At 34.6% G+C, this 16,929-nt stretch carries 19 protein-coding genes; 6 read left to right on the top strand and 13 right to left on the bottom strand.

Annotated features, from left to right (window positions below; translation table 11 throughout):
- Window positions 1-284: 284 nt before the first annotated feature.
- Window positions 285-1,271, top strand: coding sequence for a methylmalonyl Co-A mutase-associated GTPase MeaB (gene meaB / locus ABEG63_RS19750; protein ID WP_312397287.1), 987 nt, complete (start codon window positions 285-287; stop codon window positions 1,269-1,271).
- Here meaB and ABEG63_RS19745 read toward each other — a convergent pair.
- Window positions 1,268-1,813 carry a DUF4251 domain-containing protein gene (locus tag ABEG63_RS19745; protein WP_346587067.1) on the bottom strand — a complete coding sequence of 182 codons (546 nt, stop codon included), beginning with the start codon at window positions 1,811-1,813 and terminating at the stop codon, window positions 1,268-1,270. The two genes, meaB and ABEG63_RS19745, sit on opposite strands and share 4 nt — an antisense overlap.
- Before the next feature lie 109 nt (window positions 1,814-1,922).
- On the opposite strand from ABEG63_RS19745, the gene ABEG63_RS19740 reads away from it, so the two are divergent.
- Window positions 1,923-2,726, top strand: a complete 804-nt coding sequence (locus ABEG63_RS19740) for a M48 family metallopeptidase (protein ID WP_267404691.1) — start codon at window positions 1,923-1,925, stop codon at window positions 2,724-2,726.
- Between the two features lie 89 nt (window positions 2,727-2,815).
- Window positions 2,816-3,130: a hypothetical protein gene (locus ABEG63_RS19735; protein WP_267404689.1), complete on the top strand. Its 315-nt coding sequence runs from the start codon at window positions 2,816-2,818 to the stop codon at window positions 3,128-3,130.
- 40 nt (window positions 3,131-3,170) lie between these two features.
- On the opposite strand, the gene ABEG63_RS19730 is transcribed toward ABEG63_RS19735, so the two are convergent.
- From ABEG63_RS19730 to pgi, 9 genes are all read right to left on the bottom strand, one after another.
- Complete coding sequence (locus ABEG63_RS19730; protein ID WP_312397274.1) at window positions 3,171-3,782, bottom strand: outer membrane beta-barrel protein; 612 nt, start codon at window positions 3,780-3,782, stop codon at window positions 3,171-3,173.
- Window positions 3,766-4,581: an ATP-binding cassette domain-containing protein gene (locus tag ABEG63_RS19725; protein WP_267404685.1), complete on the bottom strand. Its 816-nt coding sequence runs from the start codon at window positions 4,579-4,581 to the stop codon at window positions 3,766-3,768. Before ABEG63_RS19725 ends, ABEG63_RS19730 begins: the two co-directional genes overlap by 17 nt.
- Window positions 4,581-5,333: an ABC transporter permease gene (locus tag ABEG63_RS19720; RefSeq protein ID WP_267404679.1), complete on the bottom strand. Its 753-nt coding sequence runs from the start codon at window positions 5,331-5,333 to the stop codon at window positions 4,581-4,583. Before ABEG63_RS19720 ends, ABEG63_RS19725 begins: the two co-directional genes overlap by 1 nt.
- A gap of 109 nt (window positions 5,334-5,442) precedes the next feature.
- Complete coding sequence (locus tag ABEG63_RS19715) at window positions 5,443-6,813, bottom strand: exopolysaccharide biosynthesis polyprenyl glycosylphosphotransferase (protein WP_346587065.1); 1,371 nt, start codon at window positions 6,811-6,813, stop codon at window positions 5,443-5,445.
- A gap of 42 nt (window positions 6,814-6,855) precedes the next feature.
- Entirely contained in the window at window positions 6,856-7,485 is a 630-nt protein-coding gene (locus ABEG63_RS19710) for a 7-carboxy-7-deazaguanine synthase QueE (RefSeq protein WP_267404847.1), read from the bottom strand.
- A 7-nt stretch (window positions 7,486-7,492) separates the two neighbouring features.
- Entirely contained in the window at window positions 7,493-8,377 is an 885-nt protein-coding gene (locus ABEG63_RS19705; protein WP_267404675.1) for a bifunctional 5,10-methylenetetrahydrofolate dehydrogenase/5,10-methenyltetrahydrofolate cyclohydrolase, read from the bottom strand.
- Between the two features lie 29 nt (window positions 8,378-8,406).
- The gene (locus ABEG63_RS19700; RefSeq protein ID WP_312397244.1) at window positions 8,407-8,697 is read right to left on the bottom strand and encodes a type II toxin-antitoxin system RelE/ParE family toxin; all 291 of its coding nucleotides are present in this window, start codon (window positions 8,695-8,697) and stop codon (window positions 8,407-8,409) included.
- On the bottom strand, window positions 8,687-8,905 hold the full coding sequence (locus ABEG63_RS19695) for a hypothetical protein (protein ID WP_230634637.1): 219 nt from the start codon (window positions 8,903-8,905) through the stop codon (window positions 8,687-8,689). The genes ABEG63_RS19700 and ABEG63_RS19695 overlap by 11 nt, the downstream gene beginning before the upstream one ends.
- Before the next feature lie 43 nt (window positions 8,906-8,948).
- A complete protein-coding gene (gene pgi, locus ABEG63_RS19690) occupies window positions 8,949-10,589 on the bottom strand; it encodes a glucose-6-phosphate isomerase (RefSeq protein WP_346587063.1) in 1,641 nt (546 codons plus the stop codon).
- Window positions 10,590-10,828: 239 nt separating this feature from the next.
- Between pgi and ABEG63_RS19685 the strand changes: the two genes are divergently transcribed.
- Complete coding sequence (locus ABEG63_RS19685; protein WP_346587061.1) at window positions 10,829-12,163, top strand: glycoside hydrolase family 125 protein; 1,335 nt, start codon at window positions 10,829-10,831, stop codon at window positions 12,161-12,163.
- An 81-nt stretch (window positions 12,164-12,244) separates the two neighbouring features.
- Here the strand turns inward: ABEG63_RS19685 and ABEG63_RS19680 are convergent, their stop codons facing one another.
- A complete protein-coding gene (locus tag ABEG63_RS19680; RefSeq protein WP_346587059.1) occupies window positions 12,245-13,156 on the bottom strand; it encodes a DUF4349 domain-containing protein in 912 nt (303 codons plus the stop codon).
- Window positions 13,157-13,364: 208 nt separating this feature from the next.
- Here ABEG63_RS19680 and ABEG63_RS19675 point away from each other — a divergent pair, with 208 nt between their 5' ends.
- Window positions 13,365-14,723 carry an acyl-CoA dehydrogenase family protein gene (locus ABEG63_RS19675; RefSeq protein WP_346587057.1) on the top strand — a complete coding sequence of 453 codons (1,359 nt, stop codon included), beginning with the start codon at window positions 13,365-13,367 and terminating at the stop codon, window positions 14,721-14,723.
- A gap of 88 nt (window positions 14,724-14,811) precedes the next feature.
- On the opposite strand, the gene ABEG63_RS19670 is transcribed toward ABEG63_RS19675, so the two are convergent.
- Window positions 14,812-15,189 carry a MauE/DoxX family redox-associated membrane protein gene (locus ABEG63_RS19670; protein WP_346587056.1) on the bottom strand — a complete coding sequence of 126 codons (378 nt, stop codon included), beginning with the start codon at window positions 15,187-15,189 and terminating at the stop codon, window positions 14,812-14,814.
- Between the two features lie 156 nt (window positions 15,190-15,345).
- Between ABEG63_RS19670 and ABEG63_RS19665 the strand changes: the two genes are divergently transcribed.
- Window positions 15,346-15,594 carry a hypothetical protein gene (locus tag ABEG63_RS19665; protein ID WP_346587054.1) on the top strand — a complete coding sequence of 83 codons (249 nt, stop codon included), beginning with the start codon at window positions 15,346-15,348 and terminating at the stop codon, window positions 15,592-15,594.
- Between the two features lie 87 nt (window positions 15,595-15,681).
- Here ABEG63_RS19665 and ABEG63_RS19660 read toward each other — a convergent pair whose 3' ends face one another.
- A complete protein-coding gene (locus ABEG63_RS19660) occupies window positions 15,682-16,794 on the bottom strand; it encodes an AI-2E family transporter (protein ID WP_346587052.1) in 1,113 nt (370 codons plus the stop codon).
- Window positions 16,795-16,929: the final 135 nt, after the last annotated feature.

Genomic DNA, 16,929 nt, shown 5'->3' with positions numbered 1-16,929 from the left:
GTAATAAACTTTTGAGAATCTGTTTTGGAGTGGTGAAGAATAAGACGAAATATCAACCGGATTATCAAAAAAACTTTAAAATTTTAACCTAAATAATTTGCAATTTAACATAGAACATCGGGGCTAGAAAACCGTCATTTCTCTCAAAATCAGTAAAAATCCACAAGAGCTCATATAAGATTTCAAATACCAATTGTTAAATAAAATTATTATTCGACAAAAAATAATAAATGAAACCCCCTTCACACTTGACCATTGACTTATAAATCTCTATTTTTGAATCAATGAAATTTTCTACACAAGAACTAATGGATGGAATTCGATCAGGCAACAAACGTCTGATTGCGAAAGCCATTACATTAGTCGAAAGTAAAAAGGCAGAACACAGAACTCAGGCAGAAGAATTATTAAAACAAATCATGCCTTTTACAGGAAATTCTGTTCGTGTAGGAATCACAGGAGTTCCGGGAGCCGGAAAATCAACTTTTATAGAAAGTTTTGGAAGATTGGCGATTGCAAATGGCAAAAAAGTAGCTGTTTTAGCCATCGATCCCAGTTCGGCAATCAATAAAGGAAGTATTTTAGGAGATAAAACCCGAATGGAAGAACTGGCAAAAGAAGAAAATGCTTTTATTCGCCCTTCTCCAAGCTCAGGTTTTTTGGGCGGCGTTGCCAATACCACTTTTGAAACAATGATGATCTGTGAAGCAGCGGGTTATGATTATATTTTAATTGAAACGGTCGGCGTTGGTCAGTCGGAAGTGCTGGTTGCGGATATTACCGATGTCTTTTTATTTTTAAAAATAATTGGAGGAGGAGATGAGCTTCAGGGTATCAAACGCGGGATCATGGAAATGGTAGACGTAATTTTCATAAATAAAGTTGAAAAAGAAAATCTTCAAAAAGCTAAAAATACAAGATTGGAATTAAAACGTGCCCTTGATTTTATTCCGCCCAAAGAAAAAGACTGGAAAGTTCCGGTTTTACTGGGTTCTGCGCTGCACAACGAAGGATTGAAAGAAATTTTTGAAAAAATAACAGATTTCATTAATTTAAAAAAGAAAATCAATCGCTTCGAAGAAGTTAGAACACAGCAAGCTGAAAAACGATATGAATATTGGGTTCAGGAATATATTTTAGCCTTGATGAAGAGAAATGAATCTTTAGAAGAAGCTTACCTTCAACATAAAAAAAATGCTTCAGCAATGGTTTCAAATCCAAGCACTGAAGCAAAATTATTTGTTGAAAAATTTCTTAATCCGGAAAATTAGAGTTTTTCTTTTTCCTCGATATTTTTAGAAATAAATCCGTCATAAGAAATCGGCTGTCTGTCATTACTTCTGATCGATGTAAATGCTCTTCCGTTTTTAAAGATCTCAATAATGATTTCATCTACAGTACTTTGATCGTTTACTTTAATTTTAACAATCCATTTTCCTTTTTTACCTTGAGTTTTACTTACCAAAAAATCTTTTGAGGTAAATCTGTAGCCGGTTTTATCTGTATTTCCGTAAGATGGGTTGAACACTCTTCCGAAATAGGGCAAATAAACTTCAAGCTTATCTTTTTTTAAATCAATTGAATAATTACTTCCTGCAAGATCAAGCATTCTTGTTGATGTAGTATTAGGAAGAGAATTCATAACATTAATAACATCATAATTGGTTGGTGTTGCCCTTTCTGCACGAAACGAGAAATCTTCGGCATCTACAATTCCTGAAATAGTTGAAGGATCAACTTTAGTTTGGGCAAAACTGTTTTGAAAAATCATCAGAAACCCAAAAATGAATATGATTGAAATATACTTTTTCATGATAATAAAATAATTATTAAATTTAAATAGCAAAATGTATGCAAAAATTCTGTTTCAAAAAAGTTTTGGAATAGAAATTGTAAATGATGATTTAACAACCCTCTAAACTATGAAAATTACACATCTATTAGGAATAGGAGCGCTGGCTCTTTCCGTTGCAGCATGTACTACAAACCCGATTACGGGAAGGTCTTCTTTACAATTGGCAAACAATTCTGAAATCCTTACCATGTCTGCACAAGAATATAAAACTACTTTATCCAAAGGTAAAGTGATTACCGGGACGGCAGACGCCAAAAAAGTGGTTGCTGTTGGTAGCAGAATAAAAGCGGCAGCAGAGAAATATTATCAAAATATTGGAAGATCGGCAGATTTAGCCAATTATAATTGGGAATTTAATCTTTTACAAAGCAGCGAATTGAATGCTTGGTGTATGCCTGGCGGAAAAGTTGCTGTTTATACTGGGATTTTACCAATTACTAAAAATGATAACGGTCTTGCTGTTGTGATGGGTCACGAAGTTTCACACGCATTGGCAGGTCACGGAAACGAAAGAATTTCTCAGGCTATGGTCGCGCAATACGGTGGTCAAATCTTGGGAGGAACGATTTCTAACGGGCAATGGGCTAATGTTTTTGAGAAAGTTTACCCAATTGGTTCTCAGGTGGCTTTGTTGAAATATGGTAGAAACCAAGAGTCTGAAGCAGATGAAATGGGATTATACTTAATGGCAATGGCAGGATATGATCCGAGAGAAGCAGTTCCTTTCTGGAATAGAATGGAAGCCGCAGCAACCGGAGCAAGACAGCCGGAATTCTTATCTACCCACCCGAATCCTGAAACCAGAATTTCAGATATTAATAAAGATTTACCTAAAGCTTTAGAATATTACAAAGCAGCAGGAGGAAAATAATAAATAGAAATTTTAATCTTGAAACATAGCCTTATTAAATTTTTGCTAAATTTGGTAAGGCTTTAATTTTAACCACTTAAACACACATTATGAAAGGTTTATCACTTACCGGGCTTATACTTTTGGCTGTTTCTGTATTGTTATTTTACCTTACCTCGCCCAATTTTACCATCAATGATCTTCAGATGTCCCACGTTATGGGCATCATGGGAGGTGTTGGTATTGGCTTAATTATTGGCGGAATGGTAGGATACGTTAGCAAAGGTAGCGCCATCAAGGCTGAACAAAAGAAGAAAGAATTCAAGCAGTTGCAAAAAGATAAAGAAGAGCTTGAACAAAAGGCTGCCGAAATTGCAAAACGTGAAGCAGAATTACAGTCTCATAATCAAAATCCTCAAATCTAACGACTTGAGGATTTTTTTATAATTGTTATTTTCGAATTAATTAAAACTTGTAACCAACACCTACCATAAATAAATTAGGTCTGTTGTCGTATCTTATTTCTTCGCCAGAAACTTTATTGATGAAGTTTCTTGAATCTTTACTGAAAGCACCTTCATATCTCGCATTCAGAATTAATTTTTTGATTTCAAACTGAGCTCCGAACTGGTAACCTACCGTGAAGTTGTCTCTTGAGTTTTCTTTAAAATCATTAAAAGTATCTTCTTTGCTCAAATTATAGCTTGCCACGGGACCTACGAATACTCCCAAAGTATTTCCTAAAAGGTTATACCCTAAAAGAACCGGCAAATCCATACGATTGCTTTTGATATCGAAGGTTGTAGATTCTGTCGTAAATTCGTTTTTAAAATGCGTGTAGTACAATTCCGGCATTACATATAAAGCCCCTGGCAACGGAACTTTTAATGAAAGACCAACGTTGAAACCTGCATTGTTTTTTCCGCTTCCTTCAATGGCATCGTTTACGGTTCCTTTAATGTTTTTCCAAGATGGTGAACCTGTAGGAAATATTATGTTTGCTTTACCTGCCAAAGAAATCTGAGCAGAAGCAAATACTGAAAAACCTATTAATGCTATACTAAGTGCCTTTTTCATTATCGTCTATTTTTGTGATTGTATTATCAATAGTTTTATTATTCTCAAGTAAATATTCTCTCAGTTCTTTAAATAGTTCTGATGAATAAACGAAGTCAATAAGATTTTTATTGCCCGCCGTGATCAAAACGTCTTTATTTCCTTCCCATTCTTTGATACCCAATCTTAGATAAACAATCTTTTCACCAATCGTCATCACCGAGTTCATATCGTGGGTGTTGATGATGGTTGTGGTGTTATATTCTTTAGTGATCTCAAGCAGAAGATCATCAATTACGTTTGATGTATAAGGGTCTAATCCTGAGTTTGGTTCATCACAGAAAAGATATTTTGGGTTATTTACAATCGCTCTTGCAATGGCAACCCTTTTTTGCATTCCCCCGGAAATTTCAGAAGGAAATTTTTTATTGGCTTTATCTAAATGTACTCTTCCGATTACCTCAAAAACACGTCTTTTCTTTTCTCTGTAAGATAAATTGGTAAACATATCCAAAGGGAACATGATGTTTTCTTCCACCGTTAATGAGTCGAACAAGGCACTTCCCTGGAATACGGTTCCGATTTCCGAACGAAGATGCTGTTTTTCGTCACGTGTCATCACGTTAATATCTCTTCCATCGAAAAGAATCTCTCCGGAAGTTGGCTGAAAAACATTCAGTAAGCTTTTAAGAAAAACTGTTTTCCCTGAACCACTCTGCCCAATAATCAAATTTACTTTACCTTTATCAAAAGAGGTTGAAATTCCTTTAAGTACTTCAACACCATCAAAACTTTTCTTTAAATCTTTTACCTCAATCATTAGCTTAATATTAATTGGGTTAATAGCAATTCGGAAAGAATAATGAAAACCATTGTCCAAACTACTGCCTGTGTACTTGCTCTACCTACTTCCAATGATCCACCTTTTACATTATAACCAAAATAAGAAGGAACGGTGGCAATGATAAATGCAAAAACAGCTGTTTTTGTAAATGCATAATAAATGAAAAGATTCGGCATATACATCTGAATTCCGATTACATAATCATTGGTTGTCCAGTTTCCTGTCAAAATTCCGGCAATATATCCTCCGGCGATCCCAAAAACGATGCTTATGGCAATCAGTAAAGGATTAAATATTACACAGGCGATGATTTTAGGTAAAATCAGGAAGTTAGGAGAGTTTACTCCCATAATGTCCAAAGCATCAATCTGTTCTGAAACCCTCATTGTACCTATGCTGGATGCTATATATGAACCTACTTTTCCGGCCAGAATCAAACTGATGATTGTAGGCGCAAATTCTAATACCAAAACGGCTTTTGTTGCATATCCTACAAATGACGGAGGAATAGGAAATGAAGAAGCATCAAAGTTATTAAACATTTGAATAGCCACTACCGCTCCAACGAATATAGATGTGAAGATAACCAACCCGAAAGAGTTGACTCCCAAATCATTGATTTCTCTCATGAATAGTTTCCAGAATACTCTCATTTTTTGAGGTTTCTGGATAGATTTACCAAGAAGAAGAATATATTCTCCGACTGCTGTAAAAAACTTTTTTAACATTCTGCTAAATTAGACTTTTTTTATTTAATTATTTAAGTTGAGATTAAGTCTAAGGTTTAGTTTTAAATGCCCAAATTAAGATTAAATTTATCCTAATTTGAATTAAACCTTATTTTGCATTTTTATCCCCACCGAGAACTAATAAAATGGTTTTCAAAATAATAACAAGATCCAGCGCAAAACTCCAGTTTCTCACATAGAAAGCGTCTGCCAATACACGTTTTTTCATCTCTACTTCCACGTCTCCCGAGTCTCCACGAAGGCCGTTTACCTGCGCCAAACCTGTAATTCCCGGGCTTGCCATACTTCTCAAGCTGTATCTTCCGATCTTGGGTTTATAATAATCATCAACAGCCAACATGTGCGGTCTAGGGCCAACGATCGACATTTCTCCTTTCAACACATTCAAAAACTGAGGCATTTCATCAAGACTGGTCTTTCTTAAAAATTTACCAATCTTGGTGATTCGCGAGTCGTTTTCGCTGGTTGTTTTGGTTGTAGATTCATCATTTACCACCATGGTTCGGAATTTAATGCAACTAAAAACCTCTTCATGAAAACCATATCTTTTCTGTATGAAAAAAACAGGCCCTTTTGATGTTGATTTAATTAAAATTGCAATAATTGGGAAAAGCCAAGAGCAAATTCCTACCAAAACGAAGATGGAAAATAGAATATCGAACGTTCTTTTCATCAGAAAATTCGAATAATAATCTAAAGGATATCTTGCCTGATTAAGAATGGGCTGAGTCTGAATGTAAGCCAAGTCATAAAGGAAAAAATCACTTTGCGAAATATTGGGAATTAAAGTAATATGTACTTTATTGGCTTCGGCTAGTTTAAATAGACGATCTTCAGTTTCTGGGCTGAATGAATGGTCTGTGGGCAAAAATAAAGTATGAATTCCGTTGTCTTGCCAAAATTTTATCAGGTTTTCAGACTGAATATCAACATCTTTATAATCAAAAACTTTGTAACCGTAATCTTTTCTGTTGCTGAAAATATTCTTTAAAATCTCCGTAGAGCTGTTTTCATTCAGAAACATAATATTTCGATGGTTTACCCCTAAACTTCGGATGTATTTTATTCCGAAATAAATCATTGATTTAGAAAGGAATACGAAAAAATAGAGATAAAACGATAACCAATAAATGTCGGAATTGAAAAACGCATTGTAGCTCACTTTCCCGATAAGGAAAACTCCTAAAATAAATAAGAGAAAGTGAATTAAAAGCCGCTCAAGAAACAAAGTATACGTTAAGTTCCTGGGAATATTATAGATTTTTGTTCTACCGCTGAGAAGCATCCAAAACAAAAATAATAAGGCCAGAGAAAACGTATTTTGGTACCAACTTTCCTGATTGTACTTTAATTCTTCGTTTCTGCTTATAAAAAAGAATATGAAAATAGATGCAATAACCAAAAGGTCAAGCAATATAATGATTGATTTCAGGTATCTAGAGTATCGAATTCTCTGCATCTATGTGTTATAAACGGATACGAAGAGCTAAGGTACGTATTTTTATGGGATATTAAGATATTTATGAGTCTGAACAGACGCTCTCCAATCTGGGTTTTCAAGAATGAAATCTGTAATTTTAGGATACATTTCATCGCGCTTGCTCCATTCGCTCTGAAGATATAATGTACAGTTTTTTGAAACTTTTGCCGCTTGTTCCTGAGCAAATTTAAAATCATTATTATTAAATACAATCATTTTAAGCTCATGAGCTTTAGCATAAATTTCTTCTTTTGGTAAGCCTGTTTTCTTTGGTGAAAGGGTGATCCAGTCGATTTGTCCGCTCATCGGGTATGCTCCTGAAGTTTCAATATGAACCGTGCATCCCAATTCTTTTAATTTGGATGTTAAAATATCAAGATTCCACATTAACGGTTCTCCACCTGTTAAAACAATAGTCTTACAATGTTTTGCCGCAGTTTCTGCAATTTCTTCTGCATTCATTAATGGATGTAAGTTCGGATCCCAACTTTCCTTTACATCACACCAGTGGCACCCAACGTCGCAACCGCCCAATCTGATGAAATAGGCTGCTTTTCCCGTGTGTGCTCCTTCTCCCTGAAGAGTGTAAAAATGCTCCATCACAGGGAGCATTTTACCTTCTTTTAATAAAATATCTTCTTCTTTATTCATTTTAAAATTAGTCGTTGTAGACTGAAGTTTTGTAAGCAATGATGGTGTTTTTCATCAACATCGCTCTTGTCATAGGTCCAACTCCTCCCGGAACCGGTGTGATCCAGCTTGCTTTTGCAGCACAGCTGTCGAAATCTACGTCACCTGCCAAATAATAACCTTTTGGAGAATCGTTGTCTACTCTCGTAATACCTACATCAACAATTACTGCTCCGTCTTTGATCATTTCACCTTTTAAGAAGTGAGGATCTCCCAACGCTGTAATTACGATGTCTGCTTTTTTAGTGTATTCTTCGATGTCTTTTGTGTAAGAGTGCGTTAACGTAACCGTTGAGTTTCCAGGGAAATCTTTTCTTCCCATTAAGATACTCATTGGTCTTCCTACGATTTTACTTCTTCCGATGATAACGCAGTCTTTACCTTTAGTTTCAATATTGTATCTTTCCAATAATGTTAAAATTCCGAACGGAGTTGCAGGTAAGAAAGTATCCATTTCCAAAGCCATTTTCCCAAAGTTTGTAGGATGGAACCCGTCAACATCTTTTCTCGGATCGATTGCGTTGATGATCTTCTCCTGATCGATTTGATCCGGTAAAGGCAACTGAACGATAAATCCGTCAACAGATTTATCTTTATTAAGTTCTTCAATTTTTTCCAATAATTCAGATTCAGAAACCGTACTTGGAAATTTCACTAAGCTCGATTGAAAACCAACTTCCTCACAATCTTTTACTTTCGCGTTTACATAAGCCTTGCTCGCGCCGTTGTTTCCAACAAGAATTGCCACCAAATGTGGAGCTCTTCTTTTGTTTGCAAGAATTTTTTCAACTTCAGCCTTGATTTCCTGTTTTATTTCTTTGGATACTTTTAATCCGTCAAGAATTTCTGCCATTTTTACTTTTATTACTTTTTATTAGATTTTTAAGGATATTTTTCCGGATTCTGATGAGTGCAGAAAACGGAAAGGATATAAATCATTTTTTCTTCTTCATTTATTTCATAGAAAATGATATAAGGAAATTTTTTGAGAGGAAAAGCTCTTATATCTCTATATTTTTTCTGAAAATAAGGATTGCTCACAATTCTATTTATTGAAAGATCCAATTGGGTATTAAAATTCTTTAGAACTTTCATTGAAATGTTCGCATAATACTCTGTCGCTTCCTCAATATTATCTTCAGCAATTGATAGAAATTTAAAATTAAAGACCATATTTTGCTCTAATTCTCTTTAAAGACTCCTTACCATCTACTGCTGTTGATCTGTCTTGCTTTAAAGCTTCATCAATCACTCTTTTCATTTCATCCGTCAACTCAAAATCATCCTCATTTTTTTCAAAGCTGATCTTCATTTTTTTCAAAAAAGTTTCCACAAAGGTCTCTTCCTCCTTATTGCTTAGGTTAATGATAATCTGTGTCATATCTTTGTATTTTTAATCAAAATTAATGAAAATCAGCAATAGTTTATTTATTAGCTTTATAATAATTAATCAATCCGTTTGTTGACGTGTCATGAGAGGTAACGTTCTCATTATTTTCAAGTTCCGGAAGGATTTTGTTAGCTAAAACTTTTCCAAGTTCCACACCAAACTGGTCAAAACTGAAAATATTCCAAATCACACCCTGAACGAAAATTTTATGTTCATACAAAGCAATTAATTGCCCTAATGAAAAAGGAGTTAATTCATTGATTAATATAGAGTTTGTTGGTGTGTTTCCGTGGAAGACTTTATAATTTAATAAGAAATCAATCTCCTCGTCAGATTTTCCCGAAGCTTTTAATTCTGCTTCCTCTTCCTCTTCTGTTTTTCCGAAAGCAAGTGCCTCAGTCTGAGCAAAAAAGTTAGCTAATAATTTATCCTGATGATCAGAAACTTTGTTCGGACTTTTCGCATACGCAATAAAATCTGCAGGAATCAGTTCTGTTCCTTGGTGAATCAATTGATAGAAAGCATGTTGTCCGTTTGTTCCCGGTTCGCCCCAAATAATTGGTCCTGTTTCATATTCTACAAATTCTCCATTTCTGTCAACACATTTTCCGTTACTTTCCATATCTCCCTGTTGGAAATATGCCGGAAATCTGTCTAAATACTGAGAATAAGGAAGAATAGCAACGGTTGTCGCTGCATAGAAATTACGATACCAAATTCCAATTAATCCCATCAAAACGGGAATGTTTTCACCAAATTCTGCAGTTTGGAAATGCTGATCTGTGTCGTAAGCTCCTCTCAATAATTGCTCATAATTTTCATAACCTACTGCAAGAACGATGCTTAAACCGATCGCGCTCCACAATGAGTATCTTCCGCCAACCCAATCCCAGAATTCGAAAATGTTTTCTTCTGCAATTCCGAAGTCTTTAACGGCCTGAACGTTAGTTGATAAAGCGACAAAGTGTTTTGCTACATCTTCCTGTTTTCCAGCTTGTAAGAACCAATCTTTTGCTGAATTTGCATTCGTCATTGTTTCCTGAGTCGTAAACGTTTTAGAAGCAATGATGAATAAAGTCGTTTCAGGGTTTAAATCTTTAACAACTTCTGCGATATGATTTCCGTCCACATTAGAAACAAAATGAACGTTTAACCTTGTTTTGAAATGTTTCAGAGCCGAAACTACCATCACAGGCCCCAAATCTGAACCTCCGATTCCGATGTTCACAACATCTGTAATTTCTTTTCCGGTAAAACCTTTGTGATCTCCAGAAATAATGCTTTCAGAGAAAGATTTCATGTGATCCAAAACTCTTTTGATCTGAGGTTTGATATTTTCACCGTCTACCAAAATTTCTTTATCAGAAAAATCTCTCAAAGCGGTATGCAGAACGGCTCTTCCTTCTGTTTCGTTGATTTTGTCTCCAGAAAACATTTTAGAAATCGCGTCTTTCAATTCGCATTCTTCAGCAAGGTTTAAAAGAAGGTTTTTTGTTTTAGAATCGATTAAGTTTTTAGAATAATCAAATAAAAAGTTAGGTCTTTTAATCGAAAATTCATTAAAACGGTTCGGATTGTATTCAAAAAGGCTTCTTAAATCAAAATCATTATTTGCAAATTGCTCGTCCAAAGCTTTCCAGCTGTTGGTTTGAGTAGGATTTATTTTTGATAACATATATTTTAGAAATTAGGGTTATACTATTTGAAATTTCAGTGTGTTTTTCTTCCTGAATTCTGTTTGTGATATTTCAATCTGCAAATTTAAGGAAAAAATGAATGGGGTGAATGTCTCAAAATGATAAGAAATATTTAAATTTCAAAAAAAATCATTCAGAAATTGTTCTGAAAATTCAAAACTAGTATTTGTATAACTAAAATTATTAACTTCCGTTTCAAATTTTCATATTTCCAGCAATGATCAACAGAAGAGATTTTATCAAAAAATCAGGACTTGGATTAGGCTTTTTCACCGTTCCTTCCTCGGCAAAATTTTTATTTGTGAATGATTTTGTATCAAAAAGACCCAATCTTAGCCAAAGAAAATTCACTTCAGAAGCAGTTGAAAAGACTATTAAAACCATAAAAAATACGATTGCTGATGAAGAGTTGGCGTGGATGTTTGAAAATTGTTTCCCCAATACGCTTGATACAACGATAAAATTTTATCATAAAAATACTAAACCTTATACCTATGTGATCACGGGAGATATTGATGCGATGTGGCTTCGGGATTCTTCGGCACAGGTTTATCCGTATTTAAATTTAGCGAATGAAGACAAAAAATTAAAAGATCTTTTGAAAGGAGTTATTAATAAACAGGTTGAATGTGTTCTTCTCGATCCTTATGCTAATGCTTTTTTTGATGATCCTCATAAAATCAGCGAGTGGAAAGATGATGTAACCGATATGAAACCTGGAATTCACGAGCGAAAATGGGAAGTCGATTCGTTGTGTTACGTAATGCGTTTATCATATAATTATTGGAAAACTACTGGAGATTCTTCTGTTTTTGATGCAGATTGGAAAAAAGCAATGTTGTTGATTTTACAGACTTTCAAAGAACAACAACGAAAAGATTCAAAAGGGCCTTATTCTTTTGAAAGAGCGAACGGAAACCCTTTAGATACACAATTTGGCAAAGGCTTTGGAAATCCTACGAAGAAAGTTGGTTTGATTCATTCGATGTTCCGACCTTCGGATGATGCCACTTTTTATCCTTTTTTAATTTCTTCGAATATGTTTGCGGTAGTTTCTTTACGCGAAACGGCGGAAATTTTCTCTAAGATTTTAAAAGATGAAAATTCATCAAATCAATTCAAAAATTTAGCAAAAGAAGTGGATGATGCTAATGTTCCGAATTTATTGTCAATTCCTTATTTGGGATATACTTCAAAGGATGATGAAGTCTATAAAAACACACGAAATTTTTCTTTAAGTCATGCAAATCCGTGGTTTAGCGAAGGTAAATTTGCGAAAGGAATTGGTGGCCCGCACATTGGGGAACATAAAATCTGGCCTTTGGGTTTAATTATGCAGGCTTTGACGACCGATAATGACGAGGAAATTATAGCCTGTTTAAAAATGTTGAAAGGAACGCACGCCGGAACTGGATTTATCCATGAATCTTTTGATGTTGATAATCCGAAAGATTTTACACGATCTTGGTTTGCCTGGGCAAATACATTGTTTGGCGAATTGATTCTCCATCTTCACAAAACAAAACCTGAGATTTTAAAAATGAAATTTTAATGTTAAAAAAACCTCCAGATTGATTCCGGAGGTTTCTTGTAAAATCTAAAAATTTATATAAATAACCAAAGGTTAGGATTGCTATTCTGAAATATTTGAATGTGATTTTTTAATTGATTTTCTCTTTTTGTAGAAAAATAATCCAACGCCAGCGATCAGTAATAATGGCCAGATTACGATTAATCCAACAATAATTCTTTGGATTAAATAATAACCTTCCACGAAAGCAGATTTTGCACTGTATAAAAATTCAAATCTATATTTATCGTCGATGCTTTTTGTATTGGTAATGGCAATTTCTGCAATGCGAAGTTTAGGTTCTTTAATAAAAATGTCAACCGTGCTGTATTTTAGCTGATCTGCTGTATTCATGGTTTCCAGCTGCTGTTGATTGCCTTCTTTCATATTGTCGTTGCTCATACTTACTTTATCTTTATTCACTTTCATCTGAGCAATATTGTTATCAGTTTTTTTATTTCTTTGAGCCTCAAGTTCTGCATATTTTATGCTGGCAGTCACATCTTCCGCATTGATGATTCTTGAATTCAAGAATAGTTTTTTATCATTAATCAACGTCAAAAGTTCACCCAATTTATCTGTTGGAACCCGAACTTGCATCGTGTTTTCGGTTTGAAATTTTTTAACCAAAGTTGCGTTTTCGTTGGATGTATTATAAGTGTCTTCAGAAACAACATTGCTTTGCAGATTGCTTTTTGTTACAAATCCTCCCAATTGCTGAACCGATTTTTCAATAGAAATGGTTGCATCATAAACATCTTTCACTTCCATATTTACATCCGCCGTTTTGATAAACTGTTTGTCTTTTACATTCATCGTTGCAGCGGAAGAAACACTGTCGGAAACCACTACCGCAGCAGAATCTGCAGTTGCATAATCTGCAGATGATGTTTCTATTGCTTCTCCTTTTTTACATGAATAAATTCCTAATAAAAGTGCCGTTGCGATGGATAGCTTTATGTAAGTCGTTCTCATAATATTGATTTTTTAATGTTTTGCTTCTCCCAAAGTTCCTGCAGAATGGCTTGTAATGTTTGAAAATGCCAAGTAAAAAGTTTGTAAAGAGAAATTCTGTTTTAAATAAATGAAAATCAATGTTTTGTAAAATGAATTAAAAATATGTCTCTTGTTTTCGGATTAATTTTTGCTTAACTTTTACAAATCAAACATACAATAAATTCTTATGTCAAATACTTTTTCCAAAATCAGAAACGCGATAGAATTATTAAGAACCATCGACTTTGATCAGTTGAGTGCTATTTCTCAAAAAGTTGATTTACCCAAACTGATGCAAAATTTCTCGAAACTTGATGATAAACAGTTGGGCGGATTAATGAAAATGCTCGATCCGAATAAAAAGAAAAAAGAACTTCCGCCTATCGACGGAGATTTCTACGATATTTATCACACATTGAGTCCTGAACAACGAGAAATTCAGTTAAAAGTAAGGGCTTTCATGGAAAAAGAAGTGAAGCCTTTGGTGAATCATTATTGGCTCAGAGACGAATTTCCCCATGAATTAATCCCAAAATTTCAAAAATTAAATATTTGCGGTGTAACCTACGAAGGGTATGGCTGTCCGGGAATGCCTTTTTTAATGGAAGGTGTTATTGCGATGGAAATGGCAAGAATTGATGCTTCGATTGCTACTTTCTTTGGAGTGCAATCCGGCTTGGCGATGGGTTCAATTTATATTTGCGGTTCTGAAGAACAAAAACAAAAATGGCTTCCTCAAATGCAGAAGTTTGAAAAAATAGGTGCTTTTGGGTTAACAGAACCTGAAGTTGGTTCCGGAGCAGCAGGAGGTTTAACAGTGACTTGTAAAAAAACTCCTGAAGGTTGGGTTTTAAATGGTCAGAAAAAATGGATCGGAAACGCCACTTTTGCAGATTTAATCATCATTTGGGCGAGAGATGTAGACAGCGGAGAAGTGAAAGGTTTTATTGTTGAAAAAGATAATCCGGGTTATTCTGTTGAGAAAATCAAAGGAAAAATGGCGTTAAGAATCGTTCAAAATGGTTTGATTACGCTTAAAGATTGTTTAGTCACAGAAGAAAACCGTCTGCAAAATGCCAATTCATTTAAAGATACCGGAAAAGTTTTGAGAATGACGAGAGCGGGAGTGGCGTGGATGGCGACAGGTTGCGCAAGAGGAGCTTATGAAAGTGCCTTAGCGTATACAAGAACTCGCGAACAGTTTGGAAAACCGATTGCTTCATTTCAAATGATTCAAGGACATTTGGTAGAAATGTTGTCGAATTTAACGGCAATGCAAACCATGGTTTTCAGACTTTCCGAAATGCAGGACGAAGGGATTCTAAAAGATGAACACGCTTCTTTAGCAAAAGTTTTCTGTACTTTGAGAACACGAGATATCGTTTCCAGAGCCCGTGAAGTGTTGGGTGGAAACGGAATTTTGCTTGAATATGACGTGGCAAGATTTGTAGCCGACGCCGAAGCAATTTATTCTTATGAAGGAACAAAAGAGATCAATTCACTGATTGTCGGAAGATCGATTACCGGTTTCAGTGCATTTGTATAATATTGAAAGGGAATGGTCGATTGTAACTCGCTTTGTTTGTCAGTTTTAAAAATTCACAATTGACCACTCACCATTCACCATTCACTTTTTATTTCACCAAGGCTTTATATTTTTCTTTGTTATCAATAATCATCCAAAGATTGATCAGGAACATAATTCCGGCGATAGACATACCCGAAGTAGATTTGTCTAGTGTGAAAATATGAGCAACAATTCCTACCATTACCGGCAAAATGACAATGGCACCAAGAGCTCTGGTTTTAGGAAAGATAAAAAGAAGCCCTCCGATAACTTCCACAGCCCCAACTAAGGGCATCAACCAACTGATTTCTCCAAAAGCGGTAAAAATCTTCATTTGCTCAGGCGTTGGTTTTTCCATTGGCATATAGTTTAAGAATTTGTTTAATCCGGCATTAATAAACATTAATCCGAAAAGTAAGGATACAATAAATTTTACGATTTTCATATTGTTGATTTTATATTAAATATAACATAAAAATGATATTCGTTTATTTGGATAGATTGATTTTTATTTATTTTTCAATTTAATGTGAATTTTTTACAGGCTGTGTGGCTGTATTTTATATATTTGTTAATCAAGTTAAACTAAACAAATTATATTATGTTGAAAAATCTTAAAAAACTAAATCGTGTAGATTTAAGAGAAATTAAAGGAGGCGGTCGTGAGCAAATTTGTGACATCGGTCCTGAAGGTTGCCCGTGTAAAATTCCTGCTGGACATCCATGTTTAGGTAGAAGCGGTGGACCAGGAAATCCAGGTGAACCTGTAGGCTATTGTCCGGATAATCAATCTTATATTCCATGCGATCAAAGTTGTCCAAGCGGAATGAGTCCGATTTGTGCACTTTAAAAAAATATGAAGCCTTCCAAATTTTGAAGGCTTCATTTATTTATAGAATTTTAAAATTGCTCATTACCAATTACTTATTGCTAATGATTAATCCATTTCTTCCAACGTAATATTCTTTGAAATTTTATATTTCTTTTTCTTTTTATCCGGTTTTTGTTCCTCACCGAGAAGTCTTCCCCAAGGCTGCAGACCTTCCACTCTTTCAAAAATAATTTTCAGAATCGCAATTGCCGGAATACATAAAAACATTCCTGCAATTCCCCAAAGATGTTCGCCCAAAAGAATTCCTAAAAATGAAAATAAGGCGTTGATTTTCACTTTAGAACCAACGACAAACGGAAGAACGATATTTCCATCAATGATATGAACGGCGATATATCCGAGCACAACATAAAAACATGTAACCGGAGTTCCTGTAGCAAAAGCAATGAAGCATGAAATCACCAACGAAATACAGATTCCGAGATAAGGAATTACATTTAATAAACCTGTTAAAACAGCCAAAAGAACAGCATATTTTACACCCAAAACGGTTAAAACAATGGATGTTAAAATAGAGACAATGAAAACCTGAAGGCAAAGCCCAATAATATATTTTTTCGTCATTACACGAACTTCATTCACCACTTCCTGAACGCTTGCTTTATGCTTTTCATTAAAAACAGTGACGATGAAATTATTTAAAACTCTTCTGTAATTCAAGATGAAAATAAAGAAAAGAATAAAAAACAGAATAAACCCGAATCCTGTTGAAAATATTCCGAAAGTGAATCCTAAAATTACGCCCGAAGACGAAAGTAATTTGTTCAGTCCTTGATTGATGTAATCCAGCTGATCATCAATTTTTACATTAAAAGTTTTTGAGATCCAATGCTGAAGATTCTCAAAAACTGTAGTAAACTGTGTTCTTAGATGCGGAATATCTTTACTGAAATCTGAAAGTTGAGATCCGAAGAAATAAATGAGTCCTGCTAAAATCACCAACATTACCAATACCGAAGTCATGGTAGAAATAGACCTGGGAAACTTTAATTTTTTTTCTAATAAAGTGGCAAATGGCAGAAAAAGCATCGCCATTAAAAATGCTAAAAAGAAAGGTGCTAAAATACTTTGTCCTAATGCCAAAAGATAACCAAGACCAATAATGGAAATGATGACTAAGGTCAGTTTAACAAGAAAAGGAAGTCGAATAAAATTCATAATTTCAAAATCTGCTGTATAAAAATAAGAAAAACCCTCCGAATTGAAGAGCTTTTTTATGGTGAACCTAAATTCTTTTCGATTTAAAGCAAAATCTATTCCGTCAAAAATTAAATAAGATGAATTTTTTATAAA

Origin of the sequence: Chryseobacterium sp. C39-AII1 (genome assembly GCF_039672645.1) — a bacterium.
Taxonomy (GTDB): domain Bacteria; phylum Bacteroidota; class Bacteroidia; order Flavobacteriales; family Weeksellaceae; genus Chryseobacterium.
Note: the sequence above shows the minus strand (reverse complement) of the source record. Positions and strands in the feature narration are given on the sequence as shown.

Coding starts and splice junctions, on each gene's coding strand:
- meaB (WP_312397287.1), top strand. CDS start 285: ATGAAATTTTCTACACAAGAACTAATGGATGGAATTCGATCAGGCAAC.
- ABEG63_RS19745 (WP_346587067.1), bottom strand. CDS start 1,813: ATGAAAAAGTATATTTCAATCATATTCATTTTTGGGTTTCTGATGATT.
- ABEG63_RS19740 (WP_267404691.1), top strand. CDS start 1,923: ATGAAAATTACACATCTATTAGGAATAGGAGCGCTGGCTCTTTCCGTT.
- ABEG63_RS19735 (WP_267404689.1), top strand. CDS start 2,816: ATGAAAGGTTTATCACTTACCGGGCTTATACTTTTGGCTGTTTCTGTA.
- ABEG63_RS19730 (WP_312397274.1), bottom strand. CDS start 3,782: ATGAAAAAGGCACTTAGTATAGCATTAATAGGTTTTTCAGTATTTGCT.
- ABEG63_RS19725 (WP_267404685.1), bottom strand. CDS start 4,581: ATGATTGAGGTAAAAGATTTAAAGAAAAGTTTTGATGGTGTTGAAGTA.
- ABEG63_RS19720 (WP_267404679.1), bottom strand. CDS start 5,333: ATGTTAAAAAAGTTTTTTACAGCAGTCGGAGAATATATTCTTCTTCTT.
- ABEG63_RS19715 (WP_346587065.1), bottom strand. CDS start 6,813: ATGCAGAGAATTCGATACTCTAGATACCTGAAATCAATCATTATATTG.
- ABEG63_RS19710 (WP_267404847.1), bottom strand. CDS start 7,485: ATGAATAAAGAAGAAGATATTTTATTAAAAGAAGGTAAAATGCTCCCT.
- ABEG63_RS19705 (WP_267404675.1), bottom strand. CDS start 8,377: ATGGCAGAAATTCTTGACGGATTAAAAGTATCCAAAGAAATAAAACAG.
- ABEG63_RS19700 (WP_312397244.1), bottom strand. CDS start 8,697: ATGGTCTTTAATTTTAAATTTCTATCAATTGCTGAAGATAATATTGAG.
- ABEG63_RS19695 (WP_230634637.1), bottom strand. CDS start 8,905: ATGACACAGATTATCATTAACCTAAGCAATAAGGAGGAAGAGACCTTT.
- pgi (WP_346587063.1), bottom strand. CDS start 10,589: ATGTTATCAAAAATAAATCCTACTCAAACCAACAGCTGGAAAGCTTTG.
- ABEG63_RS19685 (WP_346587061.1), top strand. CDS start 10,829: ATGATCAACAGAAGAGATTTTATCAAAAAATCAGGACTTGGATTAGGC.
- ABEG63_RS19680 (WP_346587059.1), bottom strand. CDS start 13,156: ATGAGAACGACTTACATAAAGCTATCCATCGCAACGGCACTTTTATTA.
- ABEG63_RS19675 (WP_346587057.1), top strand. CDS start 13,365: ATGTCAAATACTTTTTCCAAAATCAGAAACGCGATAGAATTATTAAGA.
- ABEG63_RS19670 (WP_346587056.1), bottom strand. CDS start 15,189: ATGAAAATCGTAAAATTTATTGTATCCTTACTTTTCGGATTAATGTTT.
- ABEG63_RS19665 (WP_346587054.1), top strand. CDS start 15,346: ATGTTGAAAAATCTTAAAAAACTAAATCGTGTAGATTTAAGAGAAATT.
- ABEG63_RS19660 (WP_346587052.1), bottom strand. CDS start 16,794: ATGAATTTTATTCGACTTCCTTTTCTTGTTAAACTGACCTTAGTCATC.